This window comes from Streptomyces sp. enrichment culture (genome assembly GCF_964272895.1).
In the GTDB taxonomy this organism is placed as follows: domain Bacteria; phylum Actinomycetota; class Actinomycetes; order Streptomycetales; family Streptomycetaceae; genus Streptomyces.
The window spans coordinates 1,273,219-1,295,851 of sequence record NZ_OZ186832.1 but is presented as its reverse complement, the minus strand read 5'-3'; the positions used below and the strand labels follow the sequence as shown (position 1 = coordinate 1,295,851).

Sequence of the window (22,633 nt, the reverse complement as noted above, 5' to 3'; positions counted from 1 at the left end):
GATGGCGCTCCCGACCGGCGACTTCCGGCCACCGCTCGTACGCTCGGTTCATGTCAGAGGTACACGCAGCCCGCCGAACGCGGCTGAGGGAGCGCTGCACCGCGAGCGGAAGCGCGGCGGCCCTGGTCTCCCGCCCCGCCAATGTGCGGTACCTCGCGGGCGCGGCCCCGCAGGGTGCCGTCCTCCTCCTCGGAAAACGCGAGGACCTCCTCGTCTGCACCGGCCCCCCGGAGGACCGCCCCACCGACGGCCGCCCCGACGAGGCCCTGCGTGTCCATGTCCTCCCCGGCCCCGCGGGCGACCCCGCCGTCGCCGCCGCGGATCTCGCGGGGGCCCAGGGCGCCGACTCCCTCGCCGTCGAGGAACACCACCTCACCGTCGCCCGGCATCGCGCGATCGGCTCGGTCGCGCCGCAGCTCAGGCTGGCCGACCTGGGAGGCGCGGTCGAACAGCTGAGGGTGGTCAAGGACGAGGAGGAGATCTCCTGTCTGCGCATCGGCGCGGAGATCGCCGACCAGGCGCTCGGTGAACTGCTGGAGTCCATCCTGGTCGGCCGCACCGAACGCCACCTCGCCCTGGAGCTGGAGCGCCGCCTGGTCGACCACGGCGCCGACGGCCCCGCCTTCCCGACCTCGGTGGCCACCGGCCCCAACGCCGGGCGCCGCGCCCACCGGCCCACCGACCGGCGGGTGGAGGAGGGCGACTTCCTCTCCGTCTGCCTGGGCGCCACCTACCGCGGCTACCGCTGCGAGATCGGCCGCACCTTCGTCATCGGCACCACCCCCGCCGACTGGCAGATCGAGCTGTACGACCTGGTCTTCGCCGCCCAGCGGGCCGGACGGGAGAGCCTGGTGCCCGGTGCGGCCTACCGCGATGTGGACCGCGCGGCCCGCCACGTACTGGACTCCGCGGGCTATGCGCAGGGCCTCGCACCGCTCACCGGCCACGGCGTCGGACTCGAAATCGACGAGGACCCTCAGTTGACCCCCGCGGCCATGGGTAAACTGGACGCTTGCGTGCCGGTCACCGTCGAACCGGGGGTCCACCTCCCGGGCCGGGGCGGCGTCCGGATCGATGACACGCTCGTCGTCCGCCCCGAGGCGGACGGCGGACCCGAGCTACTCACCATTACGACCAAGGAGCTGCTCGCGCTATAGGTGCGTGCCCCGGGGTCGTCCACGTCAGTCCAGGAGATTCCGCAACCGTGGCTTCCACGAACGACCTCAAGAACGGCATGGTGCTCAAGCTCGAAGGCGGCCAGCTCTGGTCCGTCGTCGAGTTCCAGCACGTCAAGCCCGGCAAGGGCCCGGCCTTCGTGCGCACCAAGCTCAAGAACGTGCTCTCCGGCAAGGTCGTCGACAAGACCTTCAACGCCGGCGTCAAGGTCGAGACGGCCACTGTCGACAAGCGCGACATGCAGTTCTCGTACATGGACGGCGAGTACTTCGTCTTCATGGACATGGAGACCTACGACCAGCTGCACATCGACCGCAAGACGGTCGGTGACGCCGCCAACTTCCTCATCGAGGGCTTCACCGCCACCGTCGCCCAGCACGAGGGCGAGGTGCTCTTCGTCGAGCTGCCGGCCGCCGTCGAGCTGACGATCGCGGAGACCGAGCCGGGCGTCCAGGGCGACCGCTCCACCGGTGGCACCAAGCCCGCCACGCTGGAGACCGGCCACCAGATCCAGGTGCCGCTCTTCATCACCACCGGTGAGAAGATCAAGGTCGACACCCGTACCAGCGACTACCTCGGCCGGGTGAACAGCTAACCGTGGCTGCCCGCAACACGGCCCGCAAGCGCGCCTTCCAGATCCTCTTCGAGGGCGACCAGCGCGGTGCCGACGTCGTCACGGTCCTCGCGGACTGGGTCCGGCACGCGCGGAGTGACACCCGTCAGCCTCCGGTCAGCGAGTACACCATGCAGCTGGTCGAGGGGTACGCCGAGCACGCCCAGCGCATCGACGAGCTGATCTCGCAGTACGCCGTCGGCTGGACGCTGGACCGGATGCCGGTCGTCGACCGCAACATTCTGCGTCTCGGGGCGTACGAGCTGATCTGGGTCGACGAGACGCCGGACGCGGTGGTGCTGGACGAGATGGTGCAGCTGGCGAAGGAGTTCTCGACGGACGAGTCGCCTTCGTTCGTGAACGGTCTGCTGGGCCGTCTGAAGGAACTCAAGCCGCAGCTTCGTCGCGCGTAAGCGCATCGGCAACAGGGGCGCCGGGGAACTCCGGCGGCCGCGGTTCGTCCGTGGCCTGCCGCGCGGTTCCCCGCGCCCCTTCGGCGTGTCACGGCCCGACGCGTCGACAGCGCACAGCAGGAAAAACGCCGCCGGGGTGGCGGGAGCCGTACAGCTCCCGCCACCCCGGCGTTACGTTTCTGCTCCAGCCGCTGAGCGGTCAGGCATCCTCGTGGGATACCGCGCGGCGGGCGTCCGCGTCCAGGACACCCCAGCTGATCAGCTGCTCTGTGAGGACGGAGGGGGACTGGTCGTAGATGACGGCGAGGGTGCGCAGGTCGTCCTGGCGGATCGAGAGCACCTTGCCGTTGTAGTCACCGCGCTGGGACTGGATCGTCGCCGCGTAGCGCTGGAGGGGGCCCGCCTTCTCGGCCGGCACGGTGGCCAGCCGCTCCAGGTCCAGGACCAGCTTCGGCGGGGGCTCGGCGGCGCCGCCCGGGGTCGTGCCCGGAAGCAGCTCCTGCACCGGCACGCCGTAGAAATCCGCCAGCTCGGCGAGGCGCTGCACGGTCACGGCACGGTCGCCGCGCTCGTACGAACCGACCACGACGGCCTTCCAGCGCCCCTGGGACTTCTCCTCCACACCGTGGAGGGAAAGGCCCTGCTGGGTGCGGATGGCCCGGAGCTTGGCCCCGAGCTGTTTGGCGTATTCGCTGGACATATAGCTCCCCGGCACTGGGTCGACGCGGCCGGCTTGGTTTCCGTGCCGCGCGGCTGGTAACTCACTGTGAGGTTACGCAGCGTTACTCTGCCGCGTCAAGCCGAATGGTCCGCACCGACTCTTCCGTGGAAGTCGGGGGCCATTGGGCCAAGGGGGTGAACCGAGGCGGTCCCCGGGGCCTGGTACGGTGGATGGCGCAATCCCGACGTCCTTTAAGGTCCGTCCCGTGAGGCGGAGAAGGAGGTCCGTTTCGTATGGACAAGCACCAGGATGCGCAAGCGTCCGATGCGCGGCCCGTTCTCGAAGGCCCCGACATCGCGCGGGTACTGACCCGCATCGCCCACGAGATCGTCGAGCGCGCCAAGGGCGCCGACGACGTGGTGCTCCTCGGCATTCCGACCCGAGGCGTCTTCCTCGCCCAGCGGCTCGCCGCCAAGCTCCGTCAGATCACCGAGCGCGAGATCCCGGTCGGCTCGCTGGACATCACCATGTACCGCGACGACCTGCGCATGCACCCGCCGCGTGCGCTGGCCCGCACCGAGATCCCCGGTGACGGCCTGGACGGCAAACTGGTCGTCCTCGTCGACGACGTGCTCTTCTCCGGCCGCACCATCCGCGCCGCCCTCGACGCCCTGAACGACATCGGGCGCCCCCGCGCGGTGCAGCTCGCGGTCCTCGTCGACCGCGGCCACCGCGAACTGCCCATCCGCGCCGACTACGTCGGCAAGAACCTCCCCACGTCGCTGCGGGAGACGGTCAAGGTCCAGCTCGCCGAGGAGGACGGTCGCGACACCGTGCTGCTCGGTGTGAAGCCGGCCGCCCAGTAGCAGCTCAGGCCCAGGGCGCGCTTCGGCGTGCCCGCAGGTGCCCCGGTCTGCCCTGCTGCGCCCTCTGGGGGATCCCCCAGACCCCCGGATCCCGATCACTGCCTTACGGAGCCTGACAGATGCAGCGTCATCTCATCTCGGCCGCCGACCTCACCCGCGACGACGCCGTGCTCATCCTCGACACCGCCGAGGAGATGGCCCGGGTCGCCGACCGGCCGATCAAGAAACTGCCGACCCTGCGCGGCCGCACCGTCGTGAACCTCTTCTTCGAGGACTCCACGCGCACGCGTATCTCCTTCGAGGCCGCCGAGAAGCGGCTGTCGGCGGACGTCATCAACTTCAGCGCCAAGGGCTCCAGCGTGTCCAAGGGCGAGTCCCTGAAGGACACCGCCCAGACCCTGGAGGCCATGGGCGTCGACGCCGTCGTCATCCGGCACGGCGCCTCCGGAGCCCCGTACCGCCTGGCCACCTCCGGCTGGATCGACGCCCATGTCATCAACGCCGGTGACGGCACCCACCAGCACCCCACCCAGGCCCTGCTGGACGCCTTCACCATGCGCCGCCGCCTGGTCGGCCGGGACGCCGGCCTCGGCAAGGACCTCTCCGGGCGGCGCATCACGATCGTCGGCGACGTCCTGCACAGCCGGGTCGCCCGCTCCAACGTCGACCTGCTGCACACGCTCGGCGCCGAGGTCACCCTGGTCGCGCCGCCCACCCTGGTGCCGGTCGGCGTCGAGACCTGGCCCTGCGAGGTGTCGTACGACCTCGACTCCACGCTGCCCAAGTCCGACGCCGTGATGATGCTGCGGGTGCAGCGCGAGCGGATGAACGCCGCGTTCTTCCCGACCGAGCGCGAGTACTCCCGCCGGTACGGCCTGGACGGCGACCGGATGGCGCGGCTGCCCGAGCACGCCATCGTGATGCACCCCGGCCCCATGGTCCGCGGCATGGAGATCACCGCCGAGGTCGCCGACTCCGACCGCTGCACGGTCGTCGAACAGGTCGCCAACGGCGTCTCCATCCGCATGGCCGTCCTGTACCTGCTGCTGGGCGGCAACGAGCCCGCCGTCACCCACGCCCGTACCGCTGAGGAGAAGTAAGACATGAGCAAGACCCTGATCCGTGGTGCGAAGGTGCTCGGCGGTGAGCCGCAGGACGTGCTGATCGACGGCGAGATCATCGCCGAGGTGGGCCGGAACCTGTCCGCCGAGGACGCCGTGGTCGTCGAGGCGGACGGCCGGGTGCTGCTGCCGGGCCTGGTCGACCTGCACACCCATCTGCGCGAGCCGGGCCGCGAGGACTCCGAGACCGTCCTGACCGGCACCCGCGCCGCCGCCTCCGGCGGCTACACCGCCGTGTTCGCCATGGCCAACACCTTCCCCGTCGCCGACACCGCCGGCGTGGTCGAGCAGGTCTACCGGCTCGGCCAGGAGCACGGCTACTGCGATGTGCAGCCCATCGGCGCCGTCACCGTCGGCCTGGAGGGCAAGAAGCTCGCCGAGCTCGGCGCGATGCACGAGTCGGCCGCCGGGGTCACCGTCTTCTCCGACGACGGCAAGTGCGTGGACGACGCGGTGATCATGCGGCGGGCGCTGGAGTACGTGAAGGCGTTCGGCGGGGTCGTCGCCCAGCACGCGCAGGAGCCGCGGCTGACCGAGGGCGCCCAGATGAACGAGGGCGTCGTCTCCGCCGAACTGGGGCTGGGCGGCTGGCCGGCCGTCGCCGAGGAGTCGATCATCGCCCGCGATGTGCTGCTCGCCGAGCACGTCGGCTCGCGGGTGCACATCTGCCATCTGTCGACCGCCGGGTCCGTCGAGATCGTCCGCTGGGCCAAGTCCCGCGGCATCGACGTCACCGCCGAGGTCACCCCGCACCACCTGCTCCTGACCGACGAGATGGTGCGGACGTACAACCCGGTCTACAAGGTCAACCCGCCGCTGCGCACCGAGCGTGACGTCATGGCCCTGCGGGAGGCGCTCGCCGACGGCACGATCGACATCGTCGCCACCGACCACGCCCCGCACCCGCACGAGGACAAGGACTGCGAGTGGGCCGCCGCCGCCATGGGCATGGTCGGCCTGGAGACCGCGTTGTCAGTGGTCCAGGCGACCATGGTGGAGACGGGCCTGCTGGACTGGGCCGGGGTCGCCGACCGGATGTCCTTCAAGCCTGCCGAGATCGGGCAGGCGAAGGGCCACGGACGCCCCGTCTCGGCTGGTGAGCCCGCCAACCTCACGCTCGTCGACACGGCATACCGTGGCCTGGTGGACCCCGCGGGCTTCGCCTCGCGCAGCCGCAACACCCCGTACGAGGGGCGTGAGCTGCCGGGCCGTGTGACGCACACGTGGCTCCGGGGCAAGGCCACCCTCGTCGACGGGAAGCTCACGTGACCTCTGTACTCCTGCTGGCCGCCGAGAAGGAATCGGCGCAAGTGACCGACTGGGCCGCCCGCATCGGCTGGATCGTCGGACTCGCCCTCTTCGTCGCGCTGGTCTACTGGCTGATGCGCGAGGGCTGGAAGTGGCGCGGCACGCTCCAGAGCGACCTGCCGGAGCTGCCCAGCGCGCCCGAATCGCCGGGCGAGGCGAAACTGACCATGAGCGGCCGCTACCACGGCTCCACCACCGCGGGGCAGTGGCTCGACCGCATCGTGGCGCACGGCCTGGGCACCCGCAGCCGGGTCGAGCTCACCCTGACGGACCAGGGACTGGACGTCGTACGCCCCGGAGCGACCGACTTCTTCGTCCCGGTCGGGGCCCTGCGCGAGGCCCGGCTCGACAAGGGCATCGCCGGCAAGGTCCTCACCGAGGGCGGACTGCTCGTGGTGACCTGGGCGCACGGCGACAGGCTGCTCGACTCCGGCTTCCGCTCCGACCGCGCGGCGGAGCACGGCGAGTGGGTCGCCGCCATCAACTCCATGATCGAAACCAACAGCACGGAAGGCGCCGAACGATGACGACCTCCACCAGGGGAACCGAGAAAGTTCCCGCCGTACTCGTCCTGGAGGACGGCCGGATCTTCCGCGGCCGCGCCTACGGGGCCGTGGGGGCGACCTTCGGCGAGGCCGTGTTCTCCACCGGCATGACCGGCTACCAGGAGACCCTCACCGACCCCTCGTACCACCGCCAGGTCGTCGTGATGACCGCCCCGCACGTGGGCAACACCGGCGTCAACGACGAGGACCCCGAGTCGAAGCGCATCTGGGTCGCCGGTTACGTCGTGCGCGACCCCGCGCGCGTGCCCTCCAACTGGCGGTCCCGGCGCTCGCTGGACGAGGAGCTGCGCGCGCAGGGCGTCGTCGGCATCTCCGGCATCGACACTCGCGCCCTCACCCGCCACCTGCGCGAGCGCGGCGCCATGCGCGTCGGCATCTTCTCCGGCAACGCCCTGCCCGACGAGGGCACCATGCTCGCCGAGGTCCGCCAGGCCCCCGAGATGAAGGGCGCGGACCTGTCGGCGGAGGTCGCCACCACCGAGCCGTACGTCGTCCCCGCGATCGGCGAGAAGAAGTTCACCGTCGCCGCCGTCGACCTCGGCATCAAGGGCATGACCCCGCACCGCATGGCCGAGCGCGGCATCGAGGTGCATGTGCTGCCCGCCACGGCGACCGCCGAGGACGTGTACGCCGTGAACCCGGACGGCGTGTTCTTCTCCAACGGCCCGGGCGACCCGGCCACCGCCGACCACCCGGTCTCCGTGATGCAGGCCGTCCTGGAGCGGGGCACCCCGCTGTTCGGCATCTGCTTCGGCAACCAGATCCTCGGCCGCGCGCTCGGCTTCGGCACCTACAAGCTGAAGTACGGCCACCGCGGCATCAACCAGCCGGTGCAGGACCGCACGACCGGCAAGGTCGAGGTCACCGCGCACAACCACGGCTTCGCCGTCGACGCCCCGCTCGACCAGGCGACCGACACCCCCTACGGCCGCGTCGAGGTCTCCCACGTCTGCCTTAACGACAACGTGGTGGAGGGGCTCCAGCTCCTCGACAAGCCGGCTTTCAGCGTCCAGTACCACCCCGAAGCGGCCGCCGGTCCCCACGACGCCGCCTACCTGTTCGACCGCTTCGTGAAGCTCATGGAGGGCCAGCGTGCCTAAGCGCACCGATATCCAGTCCGTCCTGGTCATCGGCTCCGGCCCGATCGTCATCGGCCAGGCCGCCGAGTTCGACTACTCCGGCACCCAGGCGTGCCGGGTCCTGAAGTCCGAGGGCCTGCGGGTCATCCTCGTGAACTCCAACCCGGCGACGATCATGACCGACCCGGAGATCGCCGACGCCACCTACGTCGAGCCGATCACCCCGGAGTTCGTCGAGAAGATCATCGCCAAGGAGCGCCCCGACGCGCTGCTGCCCACCCTGGGCGGCCAGACGGCCCTGAACACCGCGATCTCGCTGCACGAGAACGGCGTCCTGGAGAAGTACGGCGTCGAACTGATCGGCGCCAACGTCGAGGCGATCCACAAGGGCGAGGACCGTGACCAGTTCAAGCTGGTCGTCGAGGAGGTCCGCAAGAAGATCGGCCACGGCGAGTCCGCCCGCTCGGTCATCTGCCACTCCATGGAGGACGTCCTCGCGGGCGTCGAGACGCTCGGCGGCTACCCCGTCGTCGTCCGCCCCTCCTTCACCATGGGCGGCGCCGGCTCCGGCTTCGCCCACGACGAGGACGAGCTGCGCCGCATCGCCGGCCAGGGCCTCACGCTCTCCCCGACCACCGAGGTGCTCCTGGAGGAGTCCATCCTCGGCTGGAAGGAGTACGAGCTGGAGCTGATGCGCGACAAGAACGACAACGTCGTGGTCGTCTGCTCCATCGAGAACTTCGACCCCATGGGCGTGCACACCGGTGACTCCATCACCGTCGCCCCGGCGATGACGCTCACCGACCGCGAGTACCAGATCCTGCGCGACATCGGCATCGCCGTGATCCGCGAGGTCGGCGTCGACACCGGCGGCTGCAACATCCAGTTCGCGGTGAACCCCGAGGACGGTCGCGTGATCGTCATCGAGATGAACCCGCGCGTGTCGCGCTCCTCCGCCCTCGCCTCCAAGGCCACCGGCTTCCCGATCGCCAAGATCGCCGCCAAGCTGGCCGTCGGCTACACCCTCGACGAGATCCCGAACGACATCACGCAGGAGACCCCGGCCTCCTTCGAGCCCACGCTCGACTATGTGGTCGTCAAGGCCCCGCGCTTCGCGTTCGAGAAGTTCCCGCAGGCCGACTCCACGCTGACCACCACCATGAAGTCGGTCGGCGAGGCCATGGCCATCGGCCGCAACTTCACCGAGGCGTTCCAGAAGGCGCTGCGCTCCCTGGAGAAGAAGGGCAGCCAGTTCACCTTCGTCGGCGACCCCGGCGACAAGGAGGCCCTGCTGGCGGAGGCCGTCCGTCCCACCGACGGCCGCATCAACACCGTCATGCAGGCCATCCGTGCGGGCGCCACGCCCGAGGAGGTCTTCGCGTACACGAAGATCGACCCCTGGTTCGTCGACCAGCTCTTCCTCATCAAGGAGATCGCCGACGAGCTCGCCGAGGCGCCCGAGCTCACCCGTGAGCTGCTCGCCGAGGCCAAGCGGCACGGCTTCTCCGACCAGCAGATCGCCGAGATCCGCGGCCTGCGCGAGGACGTCGTCCGTGAGGTCCGGCACGCCCTCGGCGTCCGCCCGGTCTACAAGACGGTCGACACCTGCGCCGCCGAGTTCGCCGCCAAGACGCCGTACTTCTACTCCTCCTACGACGAGGAGACCGAGGTCGCGCCGCGCGAGAAGCCGGCCGTCATCATCCTGGGCTCCGGTCCGAACCGCATCGGCCAGGGCATCGAGTTCGACTACTCCTGCGTCCACGCCTCCTTCGCGCTGTCCGACGCCGGGTACGAGACCGTGATGGTCAACTGCAACCCGGAGACCGTCTCCACGGACTACGACACCTCCGACCGCCTGTACTTCGAGCCGCTCACGCTCGAGGACGTGCTGGAGATCGTCCACGCCGAGCAGCAGGCCGGCCCCGTCGCGGGCGTCGTCGTCCAGCTCGGCGGCCAGACCCCGCTGGGCCTGTCGCAGGCGCTGAAGGACAACGGGGTGCCGATCGTCGGCACCTCCCCGGAGGCCATCCACGCCGCCGAGGACCGCGGCGCCTTCGGCCGCGTGCTCGCCGAGGCGGGCCTGCCGGCCCCCAAGCACGGCACCGCCACCACCTTCGCCGAGGCCAAGGCCATCGCCGACGAGATCGGCTACCCGGTCCTGGTGCGCCCGTCGTACGTCCTGGGCGGCCGCGGCATGGAGATCGTCTACGACGAGACGCGCCTGGAGTCGTACATCGCCGAGTCGACCGAGATCAGCCCCACCCGGCCGGTCCTCGTCGACCGCTTCCTGGACGACGCGATCGAGATCGACGTCGACGCCCTCTACGACGGCCAGGAGCTGTACCTCGGCGGCGTCATGGAGCACATCGAGGAGGCCGGCATCCACTCCGGCGACTCGGCGTGCGCCCTGCCCCCGATCACCCTCGGCGGCTTCGACATCAAGCGCCTGCGCGCCTCCACCGAGGCCATCGCCAAGGGCGTCGGCGTGCGTGGCCTGATCAACATCCAGTTCGCGATGGCCGGCGACATCCTCTACGTGCTGGAGGCCAACCCGCGCGCGTCCCGTACCGTCCCCTTCACCTCGAAGGCGACCGCGGTGCCGCTCGCCAAGGCCGCCGCCCGGATCTCGCTGGGCGCGACCATCGCCGAGCTGCGCGAGGAGGGCCTGCTCCCGAAGCACGGCGACGGCGGCGAGCTGCCGCTCGACGCGCCGATCTCGGTCAAGGAGGCCGTGATGCCGTGGTCCCGCTTCCGGGACATCCACGGCCGCGGCGTGGACACCGTCCTCGGCCCGGAGATGCGCTCCACGGGCGAGGTCATGGGCATCGACTCGGTCTTCGGCACGGCGTACGCCAAGTCGCAGGCCGGCGCCTACGGCCCGCTGCCCACCAAGGGCCGCGCCTTCATCTCGGTCGCCAACCGCGACAAGCGCTCGATGATCTTCCCGGCCCGCGAGCTGGTCGCCCACGGCTTCGAGCTGCTGGCCACCTCCGGCACCGCCGAGGTCCTCAAGCGCAACGGCATCAACGCCACGGTCGTGCGCAAGCAGTCCGAGGGCACCGGCCCCAACGGTGAGAAGACCATCGTCCAGCTCATCCACGACGGCGAGGTCGACCTCATCGTCAACACCCCGTACGGCACCGGCGGCCGCCTCGACGGCTACGAGATCCGTACGGCGGCCGTGGCGCGGTCCGTGCCGTGCCTGACGACGGTCCAGGCGCTCGCCGCCGCCGTCCAGGGCATCGACGCCCTCAACCACGGCGACGTGGGCGTCCGATCGCTCCAGGAACACGCCGAACACCTGACCGCGGCCCGCGACTAGCAGCCGACGAGGGGGACACCGGAAACGGTGTCCCCCTCGGGGGTCTGGGGGTGTCCCCCAGATGACACAGCATGGGGACTGAACTATGTACAAGCTGTTCTTCCGACTGGTCTTCCAGTACATGGACCCGGAGAAGGCCCACCATCTGGCCTTCCGGTGGATCCGTCTCGTGGCCGCCGTCCCGGTGCTGCGCACCTTCGTCGCCGCCGTGCTCGCGCCCCGCTACAAGGAGCTGCGCACCGAGGCGTTCGGGCTGCGCATGCACGGCCCGTTCGGCCTGGCCGCCGGGTTCGACAAGAACGCCCAGGCGATCGACGGCATGTCGATGATGGGCTTCGATCACGTCGAGATCGGCACGGTCACCGGGGAGCCGCAGCCGGGCAACCCCAAGAAGCGGATGTTCCGCCTGATCCCCGACCGGGCGCTGATCAACCGCATGGGCTTCAACAACGACGGCTCGCTCGCCGTCGCCGCCCGTCTGGCCTCCCGCAACCCGGTCTTCCGCACGGTCGTGGGCGTCAACATCGGCAAGACCAAGGTCGTCCCGGAGGAGGAGGCGGTCCTGGACTACGTGAAGTCCGCCGAGCGCCTCGCCCCGTACGCCGACTACCTGGTCGTCAACGTCTCCTCGCCCAACACGCCGGGGCTGCGCAACCTCCAGGCCACGCAGGCGCTGCGCCCGCTGCTCACCGCCGTGCGCGAGGCCGCCGACCGGACGGTCACCACACGCCGGGTGCCGCTGCTGGTCAAGATCGCGCCGGATCTCGCCGACGAGGACATCGACGCGGTCGCCGACCTCGCGGTGGAGCTCGGCCTGGACGGCATCATCGCCACCAACACCACCATCGCGCGCGAGGGCCTCGGCCTGACCTCCTCGCCGTCCGTCGTGCAGGAGACCGGCGGCCTGTCCGGCGCGCCGCTGAAGGCACGCTCCCTGGAGGTCCTGCGGCGCCTGTACGCGCGCGTGGGCGACCGGATCACCCTGGTGGGCGTCGGCGGCATCGAGAACGCCGAGGACGCCTGGCAGCGCATCCTGGCCGGCGCCACGCTGGTCCAGGGCTACAGCGCCTTCGTCTACGAGGGCCCCTTCTACAGCCGCGCCCTCCACAAGGGCCTCGCCGCGCGGCTGCGCCAGAGCCCGTACGCCACCCTCGCCGACGCGGTCGGCGCCGACGTGAGGAAGCCCGCATGAGCCCCCTGGAGCCCTTCGGCGCCCGACTGCGCCGTGCCATGGACGAGCGCGGCCCGCTGTGCGTGGGCATCGACCCGCACGCCTCCCTGCTGTCCGAGTGGGGCCTGAACGACGACGTGGCCGGCCTGGAGCGGTTCAGCCGTACGGTCGTGGAGGCCATGGCCGACCGGGTCGCCGTCCTGAAGCCGCAGAGCGCGTTCTTCGAGCGTTTCGGCTCGCGCGGTGTCGCCGTGCTGGAGAAGACGGTGGAGGAGGCCCGCGCGGCCGGTGCCCTGGTCCTGATGGACGCCAAGCGCGGCGACATCGGCTCGACCATGGCCGCCTACGCCGAGGCGTTCCTGCGCAAGGACTCGCCGCTGTTCTCGGACGCGCTGACCGTCTCCCCGTACCTCGGCTACGGCTCGCTGTCGCCGGCGGTCGCGCTGGCCCGGGAGAGCGGCACCGGCCTGTTCGTGCTGGCGCTGACCTCCAACCCGGAGGGCGGCGAGGTGCAGCACGCGATCCGCGAGGACGGCAGGAACGTCGGCGCGACGATGCTGCGGCACCTGGCCGCCGAGAACGCGGGGGAGGAGCCGCTGGGCTCCTTCGGCGCGGTCGTCGGGGCGACGCTGGGCGACCTGTCCTCGTACGACCTGGACATGGGCGGTCCGCTCCTGGCGCCGGGCATCGGGGCGCAGGGCGCCACCGCGGCCGACCTTCCGCGGGTGTTCGGTTCCGCGGTGCGCAACGTGGTGCCCAACGTCAGCCGGGGGGTGCTGCGGCACGGTCCCGACGTCAGCGCGCTGCGGACGGCCGCGGAGCGGTTCGCGGAGGAGGTCCGGGCGGCGGTGGCGGGTCACTGAGCGGATCTGGACGCCTGTTCGAGGGGTCGGGCGGCGGGCTTCGGACCGGCTTGAGCCTGAATACATCCTCAAATCCGGGGCAATATGTCGGAAATGTCCCGTCCTGACGGAGGCTGACCTGGACTTTTCCGCTGTTCTCGCTGACTCTGGCGGCATCGACCGCTAGTCTCCGACGAGAGACCGGGCAAGCGTGTTGCTCGTGGCTCCCCAGGTGTGGGGCGACTAGGTTCCTCACCGGTCCGTATCCGACAGTTCGACATCCGAGGTGACGTAGGCGTGGCTCTTCCGCCCCTTACCCCCGAACAGCGCGCAGCCGCGCTCGAAAAGGCCGCCGCGGCTCGCCGGGAGCGGGCCGAGGTCAAGAATCGACTCAAGCACTCCGGCGCCTCCCTTCACGAGGTCATCAAGCAGGGCCAGGAGAACGACGTCATCGGCAAGATGAAGGTCTCCGCCCTCCTTGAGTCGCTGCCGGGCGTGGGCAAGGTCCGCGCCAAGCAGATCATGGAGCGACTCGGCATCTCCGAGAGCCGCCGTGTGCGCGGCCTCGGTTCCAACCAGATCGCCTCCCTGGAGCGCGAGTTCGGCAGCACCGGTTCCTGACGTACGGGGCTCTCCGGGACCGCCGTCCCGGGCACCCCGCGATTGCTGGAATAATCGCTGCATGGCTGTAACACCCCGGGGGACGACCCCCGAGCCCCCGGACGTACGTCCGCGGCTGACCGTGCTCTCCGGCCCCTCCGGGGTCGGCAAGAGCACGGTCGTCGCTCATATGCGCAAGGAACACCCCGAGGTCTGGCTCTCGGTGTCGGCGACGACCCGCAAGCCCCGCCCCGGCGAGCAGCACGGAGTCCACTACTTCTTCGTCACCGACGAGGAGATGGACAAGCTGATCGCCAACGGCGAGCTGCTCGAGTGGGCCGAGTTCGCCGGCAACCGCTACGGCACGCCGCGCACGGCCGTGCTGGAGCGCCTGGAGGCGGGCGAGCCCGTGCTCCTGGAGATCGACCTCCAGGGCGCCCGGCAGGTCCGCGAGTCGATGCCCGAGGCCCAGCTGGTGTTCCTGGCTCCGCCCTCCTGGGAAGAGCTGGTGCGCAGGCTGACCGGCCGGGGCACCGAACCGCCCGAGGTGATCGAGCGGCGGCTGGCGGCCGCGAAGGTCGAGCTGGCGGCCGAGCCGGAGTTCGACGAGACCCTGGTCAACACCTCCGTCGAGGATGTAGCGCGCGAGCTGCTAGCCTTGATGGATGTTGTGTGATCGTTTCGGTCACCTTCACTGATTCTTTCCCACCCATCGGAAGGTAGAGTGTGTCCTCTTCCATCTCCGCGCCCGAGGGCATCATCAACCCGCCGATCGACGAGCTCCTCGAGGCCACCGACTCGAAGTACAGCCTCGTGATCTACGCGGCCAAGCGGGCCCGCCAGATCAACGCGTACTACTCGCAGCTCGGCGAGGGCCTCCTCGAGTACGTCGGTCCGCTCGTCGACACCCACGTCCACGAGAAGCCGCTCTCGATCGCCCTGCGCGAGATCAACGCGGGTCTGCTGACGTCCGAGGCCGTCGAGGGCCCGGCGCAGTGATATCAGCGGATTGCAGCTGACTTTTCCACAGGCCCGGCGGTGTCCCCGCCGGGCCTGTGGTGTGTCATGGGGATTGCGTTCTACGTTTCCGAGGTCCGGGGAGTGACGGTGGACAAGCCGAAGGTCGTGCTGGGGGTCAGCGGTGGCATCGCCGCGTACAAGGCGTGCGAGCTGCTCAGGAGACTGACCGAGTCCGGCCATGACGTCCGTGTCGTGCCGACCGCCTCAGCCCTGCACTTCGTGGGTGAGGCCACCTGGTCGGCGCTGTCCGGCAACCCCGTCTCGACCGAGGTCTGGGACTCCGTCCACGAGGTCCCGCACGTCCGTATCGGCCAGCACGCCGACCTGGTCGTCGTCGCACCCGCCACCGCCGACATGCTCGCCAAGGCCGCGCACGGTCTCGCCGACGACCTGCTGACCAACACCCTGCTCACCGCCCGCTGTCCGGTCGTCTTCGCGCCCGCGATGCACACCGAGATGTGGGAGCACCCGGCCACCCAGGAGAACGTGGCGACGCTGCGCCGCCGCGGCGCCGTCGTCATCGAGCCGGCCGTCGGCCGCCTCACCGGCGTCGACACCGGCAAGGGCCGGCTGCCCGACCCCGCCGAGATCTTCGAGGTCTGCCGCCGGGTCCTGGCCCGCGGCGTCACCGGGCCCGACCTCGCCGGCCGCCATGTCGTGATCAGCGCCGGCGGCACCCGCGAGCCCCTCGACCCCGTCCGCTTCCTCGGCAACCGCTCCTCCGGCAAGCAGGGCTACGCCCTCGCCCGCACCGCCGCGGCGCGCGGCGCCCGCGTCACCCTGGTCGCCGCCAACACGAGCGGACTGCCCGACCCGGCGGGCGTGGACGTCGTCCCCGTCGGCACGGCCGTGCAGCTGCGCGAGGCCGTGCTGAAGGCGGCCGCCGACGCCGACGCGGTGGTGATGGCCGCGGCCGTCGCCGACTTCCGCCCGGCCGCCTACGCCGCCGGGAAGATCAAGAAGAAGGACGGCCAGGAGCCCGAGCCCGTCGTCCTGGTGCGCAACCCGGACATCCTCGCCGAGATCTCCGCCGAGCGCGCCCGCCCCGGACAGGTGATCGTCGGCTTCGCCGCCGAGACCGACGACGTCCTCGCCAACGGCCGCGCCAAGCTGGAGCGCAAGGGCTGCGACCTGCTCGTGGTCAACGAGGTGGGGGAGCGCAAGACCTTCGGCGCGGACGAGAGCGAGGCCGTGGTGCTGGGGGCCGACGGCTCCGAGACCGCCGTACCGCACGGGCCCAAGGAGGCCCTGGCCGACACCGTGTGGGACCTGGTCGCCGCACGTCTGGGCTGACGGTTCCGAACGGTTCGAGACGCCCTCGAAGATCGCCAGATCGGGGCGTGGCGCCCCTGGTCACACCGTCCCCGATTGGGCAGAATGCCCGTGCCGCAGGTCACACCCCTCCCGAGAGGCGAGACACGGGGGCCCGCGGCGGAGCGCGACCGATAAACTGTTCTCGGACGGCGCCGGGCGCAGCCCCCGACCCGTCCGCCCATGATCAGCCAGCAGCCGCTGCAACCTCAGGGAGCGTTGTGTCCCGTCGCCTGTTCACCTCGGAGTCCGTGACCGAGGGTCACCCCGACAAGATCGCTGACCAGATCAGCGACACCATCCTCGACGCGCTGCTGCGCGAGGACCCCACGTCCCGCGTCGCCGTCGAGACCCTCATCACCACCGGCCTGGTCCATGTGGCCGGTGAGGTCACGACCAAGGCATACGCGCCGATCCCGCAGCTGGTCCGGGACAAGATCCTGGAGATCGGCTACGACTCCTCCAAGAAGGGCTTCGACGGCGCCTCCTGCGGTGTGTCGGTGTCCATCGGCGCGCAGTCCCCGGACATCGCCCAGGGTGTCGACACGGCCTACGAGTCCCGGGTCGAGGGCGACGACGACGAGCTGGACAAGCAGGGCGCCGGCGACCAGGGCCTGATGTTCGGCTACGCGTCCGACGAGACGCCCACCCTGATGCCGCTGCCGATCTTCCTCGCGCACCGCCTGTCCAAGCGGCTGTCCGAGGTCCGCAAGAACGGCACCATCCCCTACCTGCGCCCCGACGGCAAGACGCAGGTCACCATCGAGTACGACGGCGACAAGGCGGTCCGCCTCGACACCGTCGTCGTCTCCTCGCAGCACGCCAGCGACATCGACCTGGAGTCGCTGCTGGCGCCCGACATCCGCGAGTTCGTGGTGGAGCCGGAGCTGAAGGCCCTGCTGGACGAGGGCATCAAGCTGGAGACCGAGGGCTACCGGCTGCTGGTGAACCCGACCGGCCGCTTCGAGATCGGCGGTCCGATGGGCGACGCGGGCCTGACCGGCCGCAAGATCATCATCGACACCTACGGCGGCATGGCCCGCCACGGCGGCGGCGCCTTCTCCGGCAAGGACCCGTCCAAGGTCGACCGCTCCGCCGCGTACGCGATGCGCTGGGTCGCCAAGAACGTGGTCGCCGCGGGCCTGGCCTCCCGCTGCGAGGTGCAGGTGGCGTACGCGATCGGCAAGGCCGAGCCGGTGGGCCTGTTCGTGGAGACCTTCGGCACCGAGAAGGTCGAGATCGACCGGATCGAGAAGGCCATCGACGAGGTCTTCGACCTGCGCCCGGCCGCCATCATCCGCGACCTGGACCTGCTGCGCCCCATCTACGCCCAGACCGCCGCCTACGGCCACTTCGGCCGTGAGCTGCCCGACTTCACCTGGGAGAAGACGGACCGCGTGGACGCGCTGCGCAAGGCCGCGGGCCTGTAAGGTCCCGCAGCACGGCTTCACCGAGGCCCGGCGCCCCCAGGGGGTGCCGGGCCTCGGCGTGTCGGGTGCGTTTAAGGGCTGGCGCGGCCCGTGCGCGCTCCCTACGCTGAGGGCGCCTCCCGGTGCGCAGGCCGTGGTTCCTTCAGTGGAGTGCGCTTCGCGCGTGCGGTGAACCTGGAATTCCTGTGACCCGCTGCCGACCTGATCTCGGGAGGCCCGCCGACACGGCCCGGTGCGCAGGCCGCGGATCCTTCCCGGGAATCCATTCCCTCGCAGGTTCGAATCCTGCTGCCGGTCCACGACCGGTATGGCCGAGCGGTCCAAGGCAGACGCGCCCCTCGGGGCGTGCGTGTTCCGCAGCCGCCGGGATCTCGGGCCGCGTCGGCGGACCCGCCACACTCCAGATTCACGAAGCCCACTTCTTTTGTCATTTCCCTGTGCGCGGCGTTGATTTTTTCTACTCTCGGGCTGTGACCCATACTCCCTTCAGGGACACCGCCAGGGCGCTCGCGGAGCGCATGGACTACATCTCCATGCAGGTCGGCTGCGACCGGGCACGCTCCCACAGCTGGTGGCGCAACGTCGTGGAACACGGCCCGTGGAAGGGGCAGCAGGCGCGTACCGCGCCGCCGACACCCGACGAGTGGCCGGGGATCGCGAAGCTGTTCGGCACGACGGAGGACCAGGTGTGCGAGATGATCGCCGCCGACTGGTTCGGGGTTCGGCCCGGCACCGAGGTCTCCGCCCGCGTCATGAAGCTCGCTCCGCTGCTCGACGAACTGACCGAGACGGAGGCGGAAGCGGTGGGCGTCGTCGTCCGCAGCATGATCTCGCCCCGGCTGCCGAGCCACCCTCGCAGAGTGGTCAGGGTGCCGAAGCAGAACGGCTGACCGGCGGCCGCCCCCGCACCGCCCGCTCAGGAGCCGGGCTCGCGCACGGCGACTGTCAGTCCCGTTTGGTAAGAATGCAAGCGTGAGCGGGGAGAACGGGTCGGTGAGCGGCGGGGCCGAGGGGGCGCCGCCGGAGCAGCTCGCGCTGATCCGGGAGAGTGTGCGCAGGGCGAAGGAGCCACGGGCCAAGCCGAGGACGTGGCGGGGGGCCGCGCTGGCCAAGGAGTTGCCGGTCGCGCGGGTGCTGGTGGACAAGGGGGTGCTCCATCTCGACCGGTACTTCGACTACGCCGTGCCGCAGGAGCTGGACGCCGAGGCGCAGCCCGGCGTGCGGGTGCGGGTGCGGTTCGGGGCCGGTCGGCACCGGGTGCGGGACGGGCGCCGGGAGGGCGGGGGACTGATCGACGGGTTCCTCGTCGAGCGGCGGGCCGAGTCGGACTACTCGGGGCCGCTGGCCGCCCTCGCCCAGGTCGTGTCGCCGGAGCCCGTGCTGAGCGAGGAGCTGCTGGGGCTCGCGCGGGCGGTCGCCGACCGGTACGCCGGCAGTCTCGCCGACGTGCTCCAGCTCGCCGTACCGCCGCGCAGCGCGCGGGCCGAGCAGCGGCCGTCGCCCGCGCCGCTGCCGCCGCCCGCGCGGCCGGAGCCCGGATCGTGGGCGCGCTACGAGCGCGGGCCGGCCTTTCTGGAGGCGCTGGCCTCCGGCGGGGCGCCGCGTGCCGTGTGGAACGCGCTGCCGGGGCCCTGGTGGGCCGAGGAGCTGGCGCGGGCGGTCGCCGCCACGCTGGCCTCGGGGCGCGGCGCGCTGGTCGTCGTCCCGGACGGGCGGGCCGCCGCGCGGGTCGACGCCGCGCTGACCCGGCTGCTCGGCGAGGGGCGCCATGCGCTGCTCACCGCGGACGCGGGTCCGGAGAAGCGGTACGGGGAGTGGCTCGCCGTGCGACGCGGATCCGTGCGGGCCGTGGTGGGGACCCGCGCGGCCATGTTCGCGCCGGTGCCGGACCTCGGTCTGGTCGCCATCTGGGACGACGGCGACGACAACCACAGCGAGCAGCACGCCCCGCAGCCGCACGCGCGCGAGGTGCTGCTGCTGCGGGCCGCGCAGGACCGGTGCGCCTTCCTGCTCGGCAGCCTCAGCTGCACCGTGGAGGCCGCGCAGCTGGTGGAGACCGGCTGGGCCAGGCCGCTGGTCGCCGGGCGGGACCGGGTACGGGCGCTCACCCCGCTGGTGCGCACCGTCGGCGACCAGGACCTGGCCCGCGACGAGGCCGCCCGCGCCGCCCGGCTGCCCACCCTCGCCTGGCAGGCCATCCGGGACGGGCTGGCGCACGGCGGCCCGGTGCTGGTGCAGGTCCCCCGACGCGGGTACGTGCCGCGCATGGCGTGCGCGCAGTGCCGTACGCCCGCGCGCTGCCGGCACTGCTCCGGGCCGCTGGAGGGGCGGGACGGCGGGGCGCTGGGGTGCGGCTGGTGCGGGCGGGAGGAGAGCGCCTGGCACTGCCCGGAGTGCGGGGGCTTCCGGCTGCGGGCGCAGGTCGTCGGGGCCCGGCGCACCGCCGAGGAGCTGGGGCGGGCGTTCCCCAAGGTCCCGGTGCGCACCTCGGGGCGCGAGCATGTGCTGGACACCGTGCCGGGGACGCCCGCGCTGGTGGTGAGCACGCCGGGGGCGGAACCCGTCGCCGAGGGCGGCTATGCCGCGGCCGTGCTGCTCGACGGCTGGGCGATGCTCGGGCGGCCCGACCTGCGGGCCGGGGAGGACGCGCTGCGGCGCTGGATCGGCGCGGCGTCGCTGGTGCGGGAGCGGTCGGCCGGGGGCACGGTCGTCGTGGTCGCCGATGCCACGCTGCGGCCCGTTCAGGCGCTCGTGCGCTGGGACCCCGTCGGCCACGCGGTGCGCGAGCTCGCCGAGCGGGCCGAGCTGGGCTTCCCGCCGGTCTCCCGGATGGCCGCGGTGTCCGGTGTGGCGGAGGCGGTCGCCGAGTTCCTGGCCGCCGTGGAGCTGCCCGCCGACGCCGAGGTGCTGGGACCGGTGCCGCTCCCCGTCACGCCCGCCGGCCGCCCCCGCCGGCCCGGTGGACCGCCTCCGGGCGACCACTGGGACCGCGCCCTCATCCGCGTCCCCCCGGGCAGCGGGTCCGCCCTCGCCGCCGCGCTGAAGGGCGCACAGGCCGCCCGGATGGCGCGGGGGAGCGGGGAGGCGGTACGGGTGCGCATCGATCCGCCGGACATCGGGTGACGGGCCGTCGAGCGGCGACGCACCGGGCCGTGGCCGGGTCGGGGTTGGCTTGCGGGTGTGTGCGTAGTGGCTCGGGTACGCCGATGCCCTCCCGGTGGTGGCCGCGGGAGGGCATCCGAGGGGGGTGGCGTCAGCCGTTGCGGGGGCCGGGGAAGGCCGGGGGCCTGGGGTCGTCGCGGAGGGACGGGCTGCCCGCGGTCGGCTGGGTCGGCATCGAGCGGGCGGCGGGGACGGTCGGCACCGCGGGCAGGCCGGCGGTGACGTTGAGCGTGCGGGTGCCCGACGGCTCCGGCGTGCGCTCGGGCTCGGTGCTCGCGGCCTGGGCCGCGGCGCGGCGCGAGCCGTAACGGCGGTGCACCGCCTGCTTGGTGACGCCGAGTGCGGAGCCCACCGCGTCCCAGGAGAAGCCGAGCGAGCGGTCGAAGTCGACCGCGGCCGTCACCAGGGTCTCGACACTGTCCCGCAGCTCCTGGGCGAGGCGGACCGTGGGGGCGGGGGCGCGTCCGTAGACGACGAAGCCCGTGGACGGGCCGGAGCGGCGCGGGCGGTAGACGTTGCCCAGCTGGGCGGTGAGCGTGCGCAGTGCGTCCACCTGCCGGCGGACCCGCTCGATGTCCCGCACCAACAAGTGCAGGCTGGCCCGAGCCTGGGCGTCGTGAGTTGCGTGGTCGGCCATAACAAGCCTCTCGAACCGGCGTTGAGGAGAAGGGATCGAGCCGCGAAAGCGGCCCGTTGTGGTCAACTCTTTCTTGACCAACGCGTTTGGCCGCCACGGGTCACGGTCCGGGGGCGTAAGGGCATATGCGTACGCCCCCGGATGCCCGCGGTGCGCGGGGAGCCCGGCGCCATAGACTGGTGCGCTGCCCGTGTCGACCCCCGCCCGAGAGGCCCGAACCCACCCATGAAGCTCGTCTTCGCCGGTACCCCCGAGGTCGCCGTTCCCGCCCTGGACGCCCTGATCGCCTCCGGGCGGCACGAGGTGGCCGCCGTCGTCACGCGCCCCGACGCGCCGGCCGGCCGCGGACGCAGGCTGGTCGCGAGCCCCGTCGCCGAGCGGGCGGAGGAGGCCGGCATCGAGGTGCTGAAGCCGGTGAAGCCGCGTGACCCGGAGTTCCTGGAGCGGCTGCGCGAGATCGCCCCCGACTGCTGTCCGGTCGTCGCCTACGGTGCCCTGCTGCCGCGCGTCGCCCTCGACATCCCGGCCCACGGCTGGGTCAACCTGCACTTCTCGCTGCTGCCCGCCTGGCGCGGGGCCGCGCCCGTGCAGCACTCCCTGATGGCGGGCGACGAGATCACGGGCGCGTCGACCTTCCTGATCGAGGAGGGCCTGGACTCCGGCCCGGTCTTCGGTACGGTCACCGAGACGATCCGCCCCACGGACACCAGCGGTGACCTGCTCACCCGGCTCGCGTTCGCGGGAGCGGGGCTGCTCGCCGCGACCATGGACGGCATCGAGGACGGCACGCTCAAGGCTGTGCCGCAGCCCGCCGACGGCGTCTCCCTCGCCCCGAAGATCACCGTCGATGACGCGCGCGTCGACTGGGCCGCGCCCGCGCTGCGCGTCGACCGGGTGGTGCGCGGCTGCACGCCCGCGCCGGGCGCCTGGACGACGTTCCGCGGCGAGCGCCTGAAGCTCATCCAGGTCGCCCTTGCGCCCGACCGCACCGACCTCACGCCGGGTCAGCTCGCCGTCGGCAAGAACAGCGTCCACGTCGGCACCGGCTCCCACGCGGTGGAGCTGGTGTGGGTGCAGGCGCAGGGCAAGAAGCCGATGAAGGCCGCCGATTGGGCCCGTGGGGTGCGGATCGCGGCCGGGGAGACGGTCGGGAACTGACGCCCTCGCGGGGCCGTGGGGCACGGGCCGCCTCCGCGGCGCGGGCGCGTGCCCGGGGCCGCGGCGGGCCGGGAGGCCGGGTCCGTGGCGCGGCCGCGTTCCTTGGGGCTGCGGTGGGCTTGGAGACCGGCCTCGCGCCTCGGCGCTCCCGTGGGCCGGGAGGCCGGCCCGCTAGGA

At 71.7% G+C, this 22,633-nt stretch carries 21 protein-coding genes; 19 read left to right on the top strand and 2 right to left on the bottom strand.

The genetic code is table 11. The annotated features are described in order from the left end of the window. Window positions 1-50: 50 nt before the first annotated feature. From ACSU6M_RS05825 to nusB, 3 genes are read left to right on the top strand one after another with little or no spacing between them, the layout of a single operon-like run. On the top strand, window positions 51-1,157 hold the full coding sequence (locus ACSU6M_RS05825; protein WP_437067640.1) for an aminopeptidase P family protein: 1,107 nt from the start codon (window positions 51-53) through the stop codon (window positions 1,155-1,157). 47 nt (window positions 1,158-1,204) lie between these two features. Further along, a complete protein-coding gene (efp, locus tag ACSU6M_RS05820) occupies window positions 1,205-1,771 on the top strand; it encodes an elongation factor P (RefSeq protein WP_437067638.1) in 567 nt (188 codons plus the stop codon). 2 nt (window positions 1,772-1,773) lie between these two features. Then, window positions 1,774-2,202 (top strand): transcription antitermination factor NusB, encoded by a 429-nt coding sequence (gene nusB, locus ACSU6M_RS05815; RefSeq protein ID WP_437067636.1) that lies wholly within the window; start codon window positions 1,774-1,776, stop codon window positions 2,200-2,202. A gap of 199 nt (window positions 2,203-2,401) precedes the next feature. Here the strand turns inward: nusB and bldD are convergent, their stop codons facing one another. Next, window positions 2,402-2,902, bottom strand: a complete 501-nt coding sequence (gene bldD, locus ACSU6M_RS05810) for a transcriptional regulator BldD (RefSeq protein WP_376734104.1) — start codon at window positions 2,900-2,902, stop codon at window positions 2,402-2,404. A 254-nt stretch (window positions 2,903-3,156) separates the two neighbouring features. On the opposite strand from bldD, the gene pyrR reads away from it, so the two are divergent. From pyrR to ACSU6M_RS05735, 15 genes are all read left to right on the top strand, one after another. Next, window positions 3,157-3,729, top strand: a complete 573-nt coding sequence (gene pyrR / locus ACSU6M_RS05805; RefSeq protein ID WP_437067634.1) for a bifunctional pyr operon transcriptional regulator/uracil phosphoribosyltransferase PyrR — start codon at window positions 3,157-3,159, stop codon at window positions 3,727-3,729. Between the two features lie 119 nt (window positions 3,730-3,848). After that, window positions 3,849-4,829 carry an aspartate carbamoyltransferase catalytic subunit gene (locus ACSU6M_RS05800; RefSeq protein WP_437067632.1) on the top strand — a complete coding sequence of 327 codons (981 nt, stop codon included), beginning with the start codon at window positions 3,849-3,851 and terminating at the stop codon, window positions 4,827-4,829. A 3-nt stretch (window positions 4,830-4,832) separates the two neighbouring features. Next, window positions 4,833-6,119: a dihydroorotase gene (locus ACSU6M_RS05795; protein WP_437067631.1), complete on the top strand. Its 1,287-nt coding sequence runs from the start codon at window positions 4,833-4,835 to the stop codon at window positions 6,117-6,119. Further along, window positions 6,116-6,685, top strand: a complete 570-nt coding sequence (locus ACSU6M_RS05790; RefSeq protein ID WP_437067629.1) for a hypothetical protein — start codon at window positions 6,116-6,118, stop codon at window positions 6,683-6,685. Before ACSU6M_RS05795 ends, ACSU6M_RS05790 begins: the two co-directional genes overlap by 4 nt. Further along, a complete protein-coding gene (gene carA / locus ACSU6M_RS05785; RefSeq protein WP_437067627.1) occupies window positions 6,682-7,824 on the top strand; it encodes a glutamine-hydrolyzing carbamoyl-phosphate synthase small subunit in 1,143 nt (380 codons plus the stop codon). Before ACSU6M_RS05790 ends, carA begins: the two co-directional genes overlap by 4 nt. After that, window positions 7,817-11,125, top strand: a complete 3,309-nt coding sequence (gene carB, locus ACSU6M_RS05780) for a carbamoyl-phosphate synthase large subunit (RefSeq protein ID WP_437067625.1) — start codon at window positions 7,817-7,819, stop codon at window positions 11,123-11,125. Before carA ends, carB begins: the two co-directional genes overlap by 8 nt. Window positions 11,126-11,210: 85 nt before the next feature. Then, window positions 11,211-12,317, top strand: a complete 1,107-nt coding sequence (locus ACSU6M_RS05775) for a quinone-dependent dihydroorotate dehydrogenase (protein ID WP_437067623.1) — start codon at window positions 11,211-11,213, stop codon at window positions 12,315-12,317. Continuing rightward, window positions 12,314-13,159, top strand: coding sequence for an orotidine-5'-phosphate decarboxylase (pyrF, locus tag ACSU6M_RS05770; protein ID WP_437067622.1), 846 nt, complete (start codon window positions 12,314-12,316; stop codon window positions 13,157-13,159). The genes ACSU6M_RS05775 and pyrF overlap by 4 nt, the downstream gene beginning before the upstream one ends. A gap of 276 nt (window positions 13,160-13,435) precedes the next feature. Then, window positions 13,436-13,759, top strand: a complete 324-nt coding sequence (locus ACSU6M_RS05765) for an integration host factor (RefSeq protein ID WP_003977346.1) — start codon at window positions 13,436-13,438, stop codon at window positions 13,757-13,759. Window positions 13,760-13,820: 61 nt separating this feature from the next. Next, a complete protein-coding gene (gene gmk, locus ACSU6M_RS05760; protein ID WP_437067621.1) occupies window positions 13,821-14,414 on the top strand; it encodes a guanylate kinase in 594 nt (197 codons plus the stop codon). Between the two features lie 50 nt (window positions 14,415-14,464). Beyond that, window positions 14,465-14,737: a DNA-directed RNA polymerase subunit omega gene (rpoZ, locus tag ACSU6M_RS05755; protein WP_003988945.1), complete on the top strand. Its 273-nt coding sequence runs from the start codon at window positions 14,465-14,467 to the stop codon at window positions 14,735-14,737. A 108-nt stretch (window positions 14,738-14,845) separates the two neighbouring features. After that, window positions 14,846-16,051 carry a bifunctional phosphopantothenoylcysteine decarboxylase/phosphopantothenate--cysteine ligase CoaBC gene (gene coaBC / locus ACSU6M_RS05750; protein ID WP_437067620.1) on the top strand — a complete coding sequence of 402 codons (1,206 nt, stop codon included), beginning with the start codon at window positions 14,846-14,848 and terminating at the stop codon, window positions 16,049-16,051. A 239-nt stretch (window positions 16,052-16,290) separates the two neighbouring features. Continuing rightward, window positions 16,291-17,499, top strand: a complete 1,209-nt coding sequence (gene metK / locus ACSU6M_RS05745) for a methionine adenosyltransferase (RefSeq protein WP_437067618.1) — start codon at window positions 16,291-16,293, stop codon at window positions 17,497-17,499. Window positions 17,500-17,969: 470 nt separating this feature from the next. Next, the gene (locus tag ACSU6M_RS05740; protein WP_437067616.1) at window positions 17,970-18,389 is read left to right on the top strand and encodes a hypothetical protein; all 420 of its coding nucleotides are present in this window, start codon (window positions 17,970-17,972) and stop codon (window positions 18,387-18,389) included. Window positions 18,390-18,471: 82 nt separating this feature from the next. After that, entirely contained in the window at window positions 18,472-20,622 is a 2,151-nt protein-coding gene (locus tag ACSU6M_RS05735; RefSeq protein WP_437067615.1) for a primosomal protein N', read from the top strand. Window positions 20,623-20,752: 130 nt separating this feature from the next. Here ACSU6M_RS05735 and ACSU6M_RS05730 read toward each other — a convergent pair whose 3' ends face one another. Continuing rightward, entirely contained in the window at window positions 20,753-21,298 is a 546-nt protein-coding gene (locus ACSU6M_RS05730; protein WP_437067613.1) for a hypothetical protein, read from the bottom strand. Between the two features lie 225 nt (window positions 21,299-21,523). On the opposite strand from ACSU6M_RS05730, the gene fmt reads away from it, so the two are divergent. After that, window positions 21,524-22,456, top strand: coding sequence for a methionyl-tRNA formyltransferase (gene fmt / locus ACSU6M_RS05725; protein WP_437067611.1), 933 nt, complete (start codon window positions 21,524-21,526; stop codon window positions 22,454-22,456). Window positions 22,457-22,633: the final 177 nt, after the last annotated feature.

Coding starts and splice junctions, on each gene's coding strand:
- ACSU6M_RS05825 (WP_437067640.1), top strand. CDS start 51: ATGTCAGAGGTACACGCAGCCCGCCGAACGCGGCTGAGGGAGCGCTGC.
- bldD (WP_376734104.1), bottom strand. CDS start 2,902: ATGTCCAGCGAATACGCCAAACAGCTCGGGGCCAAGCTCCGGGCCATC.
- pyrR (WP_437067634.1), top strand. CDS start 3,157: ATGGACAAGCACCAGGATGCGCAAGCGTCCGATGCGCGGCCCGTTCTC.
- ACSU6M_RS05800 (WP_437067632.1), top strand. CDS start 3,849: ATGCAGCGTCATCTCATCTCGGCCGCCGACCTCACCCGCGACGACGCC.
- ACSU6M_RS05795 (WP_437067631.1), top strand. CDS start 4,833: ATGAGCAAGACCCTGATCCGTGGTGCGAAGGTGCTCGGCGGTGAGCCG.
- carA (WP_437067627.1), top strand. CDS start 6,682: ATGACGACCTCCACCAGGGGAACCGAGAAAGTTCCCGCCGTACTCGTC.
- ACSU6M_RS05775 (WP_437067623.1), top strand. CDS start 11,211: ATGTACAAGCTGTTCTTCCGACTGGTCTTCCAGTACATGGACCCGGAG.
- pyrF (WP_437067622.1), top strand. CDS start 12,314: ATGAGCCCCCTGGAGCCCTTCGGCGCCCGACTGCGCCGTGCCATGGAC.
- gmk (WP_437067621.1), top strand. CDS start 13,821: ATGGCTGTAACACCCCGGGGGACGACCCCCGAGCCCCCGGACGTACGT.
- ACSU6M_RS05730 (WP_437067613.1), bottom strand. CDS start 21,298: ATGGCCGACCACGCAACTCACGACGCCCAGGCTCGGGCCAGCCTGCAC.
- fmt (WP_437067611.1), top strand. CDS start 21,524: ATGAAGCTCGTCTTCGCCGGTACCCCCGAGGTCGCCGTTCCCGCCCTG.